This window comes from Kordia sp. (genome assembly GCF_045105435.1).
GTDB lineage: Bacteria > Bacteroidota > Bacteroidia > Flavobacteriales > Flavobacteriaceae > Kordia.
Genome location: NZ_JBGCDL010000106.1, coordinates 1 through 6025 on the forward strand (window position 1 = coordinate 1; position 6025 = coordinate 6025).

Sequence of the window (6025 nt, forward strand, 5' to 3'; positions counted from 1 at the left end):
GTGTGATTGGTCAGCATATCCAAACTCGTATGCTATTTGCGCCCATTTCAAATCTTGTTTGTTGTGTATTTGTTTGAGAATTTCATTAAATCTAAAAATCCTATGAAATACTTTTGGTGTCAATCCGAAGTATTTTTTAAACTGATGTATCAAGTGTTTTTGAGAATTTGGATAAGATGAAATGATTGTATTGGTTTCCGTAACAGGTTTTTCCTGCAACTGAGAAAGCACGTTTGAAAGCGTTGTAGAAGCTATTTTTTGTGCATCAAACTTATCTAACAACCAGTTTTCGGCACTTTTAAATTTGTTGGCAATTGCTGTTTCGTTTAGAATTTTCGCTCTTAATTCTAGTATGTCGTTTCCAAAAAATTCGTGTCCGTTTAGTACTTTATTATTCAGTTCATGTATTGGTATTTGTAAAAAAGGATACGCGCCATTCGTTTTGAATTGAATGACAAACATTTCAGAATCTTGATGTGCAGAAATAGTCAAATGGTTTTTATGCATTCCAGAAATCCATACATTTTTATAACTTCCATTAGGTTGCAAGTTTTCATTGTTAAACGTATTGCGTTCAAATCCATCTAGTTCAAATATGATGAATACATGTCCTGTTGGCACGACTCTTTCTATGGAATGATCTGGCGTAAAGCCTTTAAAGTAGAATATAGATTCAATAAAATCTGCTAAAGGGTTTTCTAAAATGTGATTTTCAAATATCAATTTTTATTGTTTTTTGCTGATTGAAAATAGTTTATTCCATTGACAAACAATAGGTTTCAAGTTGGCACTACCTCAAATATACTACTTTTGACTAAAAGCTTACTTTATAAAAATAACTTTTAGGAATTTGAGTCGTTACTCAGTTTCCAAAGGCTATTTTTTCATTTTAGATTTATAATCATCAATCATTTTATTCGTAATTACTTTGATAAAATTCATACTTTCTTAATCACATACGTGACAATTCCCCAAATGAGCAATTGTTTGTCTTTAGTAACTTTTATGGGTTTGTAGTTGTCATTTTCTGGCATGAGATAGACACATTCTTTGGTAATTTTTAAGCGCTTTACTGTGAATTCGCCATCTACATAACACACGGCAATTTTTCCGTCTTTGGGAGGAATGCTTTTGTCGATGACTAATAAATCATTATTGTCTAATCCTGCACCAATCATCGATTCTCCACTCACACGTGCATAGTAAGTTGTGTTTTCATCTTTGATGAGTTCTCTGTCTAAACTGATGCGTTTGTTTTTAAAATCGTCTGCTGGTGATGGAAATCCTGCTGAAATTCCTTCTTCTACGTATTGAAGTTTTATGTTTCCTTGAACGGATTTGTAAAACGTGAGCGATGTGTCATTTTTGTGTGTGTTCATCTTTTTCTAAATTAAATCGTATCGCAGTTTAAGGTTATAATGTCACTAAATTTAGTCGTGTATTCTGGTGATAAGTGTGCTTGTCGCATTTTCCAGGTTCGTTGCAAATCTTGATTCGCCATTTTTATTTTTCGTCCGTCATATTTGTCATTTAATGTGTCCATCGTTTTCATTAATTGTTTGTGTTTTGGATCTTCATTTTTGAATAAATCTAGCTGTAACGCATTTGTGTTTACCAAACCCATCAATATTACGCCTGCCCTTTTGTATTTGATTCCGGGTTTGAAAATTTTATGCAATGCTTTTTGTGCGAACTCATTGATGGTCAGTGTAGAATTTGTCGCGTATGGCAATGTTAGCACTTTACTTGCTCTATAGTGAGAAGCATCTCGTTTGTTTCGATCACTTTTTAGATAGACCATTACAATGTTACAGGAAGAATCTTGCATACGCAGTTTTTCGGCACAACGAGAAGCAAACGTAGCAATGCGCTCTTTCATGTTTTCTTTGTCTGAAAAGGTAAATTCAAAACTCCGTGTAGTTGCAATTACTTTTTTGCTTTGAAATTCATCTTCCATCATAATGGTAGGTTCGCCTTCTAAATCTTTTTTGAGTCGCAACCCTACAATGGACATGTTTCGTTTTACCCAATCGTCCGTAAGTTTCGTAAACTCATACGCTGTTTGCGCGCCTTTGAGTTGTAAACGTTTCGCATTTCCGCGACCAATTCCCCAAATATCTTGTATAGGAAGCCATTTGAGCATTTTAATTCGCTTTTCTTCAGTATCAATTACAAGGTAACCATCTGTTTTTTTGGGAAATTTCTTGGATATATTATTTGCTGCTTTTGACAATGCTTTTGTAGGTGCAATACCGACGCTTACGGGAATTCCAGTACATTGGTGAATGTAGTTTTTTATGGTACGTCCTATTGTTTGATAGTTGTTCGATTCAGGCAATTTTAAAAATGCTTCATCAATACTATAGACTTCTACTTCGGGCGAAAATTTTTCGAGAAGTTTCATCACACGTTCACTCATATCTCCATATAGAGAATAATTTGACGAACGTATTTGAATGTTTTTTTCGGCAATGATTTGTTTGTATTTAAAAAGTGGTGCGCCCATAGGAATCCCTAAGGCTTTGGCTTCGCTACTTCTAGAAATGACACAGCCATCATTGTTAGATAATATTGCCAATGGTTTGTCCATAAGCTCAGGATTAAAAGCTCTTTCGCACGAAGCGAAAAAACTATTACAGTCAATTATTGCATACATATTTTAAGGGGAATTATGTATAAAAATAATCGTTTAATACACTTTTTTGAGAAGAATTAAATGTATTATTCCTGTCTTTGCAGCAAAAAAAAGCAGCTCGAAAGCTGCTTTTTATAAAGTATGTGAGAAATGTATTATTTTGGATCTAAAATTGCATCGATACGTTCTATTACATCACGCAAGTGTATTTTGCTCATAGTATCACTTGTACGCCCAATTGCATTTCTAATTTGTCTTTTTAATGTATTTAATTCTGCTCTCACAACTGCACGTAAGTCAGATTGACTTGTGTTTAGCGGTGAAAAAAATGCTCTAAATCTAGCTGGCACTCTTGGGCTTTCAGCTGTCATTAAATATGATAATCTGTCAATATGACCTCTCTGTAAGTTACGGCGATATGCATCAATCTTTTTACCTGAACGTAATTCTGTCCAAATTCCATTACGCAAATCACGCATTAATTCTAGCATAGAAAAAGCTTTATTGTCATTCAATGTTTCGTTTTCCATTACACGTCCAAGTCTTCCTAAATCTAAAATTCTATTTAGTGTACGTACTTGCGCTGATCTAATTCTGTCGGTAACACCAAAAGATTTTGTTTTATTAAATATTTCATCATCTAATAACCATTCTGGCGTTTTAAATAATTGATCATTTATAAATTTCAATGCTCTTTTTTGATCTTCTTTTGCTACATGTGTGAATACAGCTCCTTCTTGATCGTATGTTTTATTGTATTGATATACACCTCCAATATTTGAAGAAACATGTCCCATATAACGGTTAAATTGACTTAAAACTTGTCCGTACATAGTATTCAAATCATCGTAATTTTTACCGTCTTCTGCTGTCCATTTGATTAGGTTAGGAACAATTCGCTTCAAGTTTTTAATTCCATAATCACTTGCTTTCACGGCATCGCTACCTAAATCTTCTGTTTGAGAACTTGGATCTACAACATCAAATTGCTGCCCTCCAAATCTGTACATTGGATCTCCAGCTTTTTCAAGAATCCACTTATCTAAAGTTGCTTTTTCATCATATGCAGTTTTTGCATCTAAAATAGGGCGATATCCCCAACTGATTGAATACTTATCGTAAGGTCCAATGTCTGGCATCAACGCGACACCTTCGTCTCCTGGCTGCGCTACATAATTGAAACGTGCATAATCCATAATAGATGGTGCTGTTCCATATTTTTGAGTAAATGCTGCATCTCTTAAATTTTCTACAGAATAAGCAACACTACTTCCCATATTGTGAGGCAGACCTAAAGTATGACCAACCTCGTGCGATGATACAAAACGAATTAAACGTCCCATTACCTCAGTTTTAAACTTCAAAGATTGTGCATCTGGATTTATAGCTGCTGTTTGAATAAAGAACCAGTTTCTTAATAATGTCATTACATTATGATACCAGTTAATATCACTTTCAAGAATTTCCCCGCTTCGAGGATCACTTACGTGTGGTCCATTTGCATTTGGAATTGGTGAAGCTAAGTAACGAACTACTGAATAACGTACATCTTCAGGACTCCAATCTGGATCTTCTTCTTTTGTTGGTGGATCTTTTGCGATGATTGCATTTTTAAATCCTGCTGCTTCGAAAGCAACTTGCCAATCTTCAATTCCTTGCTTGATATAAGGTTTCCATTCTTCTGGAGTTGCTCTATCTACATAGTAAACAATTTGTTTCTTAGGTTCAACAAGTTCTCCTCTTTTAAATTTCTCTATATCTTCGTCTTTCACTTCAAGTCTCCAACGATCTAAATATCGAACTTGCTTACTTTCTTGAGCATCTAAACCGTAATCTACTTGACCACGAGCAAACCAACCTACACGTCTATCAAAATAACGTCTTTTCATTGGTTCTTTTGGCAATAAAATCATTGAATTACTCATTTCTACTGAAATAGAAGCTACACTTCCGTTTGATGGTGGTGAACCAGCATTGTAAGTTTTAACGTGTCTTGCTTCAATATTTAAAGGATAACTCTTTAATTTATCAATGTATGATCTAGCTGCGTCTAATCTTGAAATTTTATATTGTCTTCTTCTAAATTGTGGAATTCCTAATGCTTTTACATCTTTTGAAAACAAAGGAGTTACCTCTATAACTGTATTTAGTGAATCTTTACTAAATGCCTTAATTGGGAAAGCATATAAGATAGGCTCAAAATTAGAGTTCACTACTGCTTCATGTACTGGTAAAGAATCTGCAGCGACAACACTATGAGAAACAACTCTTAATAAGACTTTCTTTTTCTTTTTTTCCCAACGAAGTACTTGTGTATTTTGTTTTCCACCTCCAAAACCAAGTCCTGAGGCTGTTTTTGCAATTCTTGTCACCATTAACATCTCTCTGTTAAAAAGAGTATCTGGAATTTCGTAATAATACTTATCACTTACTTCATGGACTGTAAATAGTCCTTCATCACTTTTTGCTTCTTTAGTAATAACTTTACTATAAGGTTGAATTCCGCCTTTTTTCGGTGTTCTCTTTGGTTTTTTTGCGGCTACTGCTCCTTTTTTACTTGCTGAAGCTTTCTTAGCTGTAGAACAAGAAGTCACAGAAATTAACAATATTCCCAATAGAAATAGTGGTATTTTTCTTAACATAGTTTGGATTAATTAGTTTCTAATGTGAAATTAATAATAAGCCAAGACTAATAAGCTATTTAGACACTATTTTAAGATATCTTTAACTAGAATTTAAGACTTTTAGATTGAAGATATCAAGACTAATTCCATTTCTTCTTTTCATTTTTTAATAAAGGTTAAATTCATGCTTAAACATAACTTTCATTTTAGGGCATAAAAAAACCCTTATCATATTGACTATGATAAGGGTTTTAAAAAAAGGCGGCGACATACTCTCCCACATTTCTGCAGTACCATCTGCGCTAATGGGCTTAACTTCTCTGTTCGGAATGGTAAGAGGTGAGCCCCATTGCTATAACCACCTTAAATCGTTAATAGTATTGAGTTTTTAGAGTTGAGTATTGAGTTATATATATGTGATATATTACTACTAAATACTAACAGCTCATTACTATTTAATAAGGTAACATATTGAGATAAAATAGATTTTTTTGAACACAAAATAAAATAATAAGAAGCCGTACATAAGCCTACGGGTAATTAGTACTACTCGGCTATGACATTACTGCCTTTACACCTGTAGCCTATCAACGTGGTCATCTCCCACGACCCTTTAAAGAAATCTCATCTTGTGGTGGGTTTCGCGCTTATATGCTTTCAGCGCTTATCCCTTCCCAACGTAGCTACTCTGCAATGCTCCTGGCGGAACAACAGATACACCAGAGGTTAGTCCAACTCGGTCCTCTCGTACTAGAGTCAGATCCAC

At 34.3% G+C, this 6025-nt stretch carries 4 protein-coding genes and 2 rRNA genes; all 6 read right to left on the minus strand.

Annotated elements, in window-relative coordinates; translation table 11 throughout:
* A partial coding sequence (locus AB8B65_RS05260) for a DUF6597 domain-containing transcriptional factor (protein ID WP_405299810.1) occupies nucleotides 1–723 on the minus strand: 723 nt, incomplete at its 3' end.
* A 215-nt stretch (nucleotides 724–938) separates the two neighbouring features.
* Nucleotides 939–1379, minus strand: coding sequence for a LexA family protein (locus AB8B65_RS05265; protein ID WP_405299811.1), 441 nt, complete (start codon nucleotides 1377–1379; stop codon nucleotides 939–941).
* Nucleotides 1380–1390: 11 nt separating this feature from the next.
* Nucleotides 1391–2656: a Y-family DNA polymerase gene (locus AB8B65_RS05270; RefSeq protein ID WP_405299812.1), complete on the minus strand. Its 1266-nt coding sequence runs from the start codon at nucleotides 2654–2656 to the stop codon at nucleotides 1391–1393.
* Between the two features lie 134 nt (nucleotides 2657–2790).
* Nucleotides 2791–5277 (minus strand): zinc-dependent metalloprotease, encoded by a 2487-nt coding sequence (locus tag AB8B65_RS05275; RefSeq protein ID WP_405299813.1) that lies wholly within the window; start codon nucleotides 5275–5277, stop codon nucleotides 2791–2793.
* 238 nt (nucleotides 5278–5515) lie between these two features.
* A 5S ribosomal RNA gene (gene rrf, locus AB8B65_RS05280) occupies nucleotides 5516–5625 on the minus strand.
* A 154-nt stretch (nucleotides 5626–5779) separates the two neighbouring features.
* Nucleotides 5780–6025 (minus strand): 23S ribosomal RNA (locus AB8B65_RS05285); the annotation flags it as partial.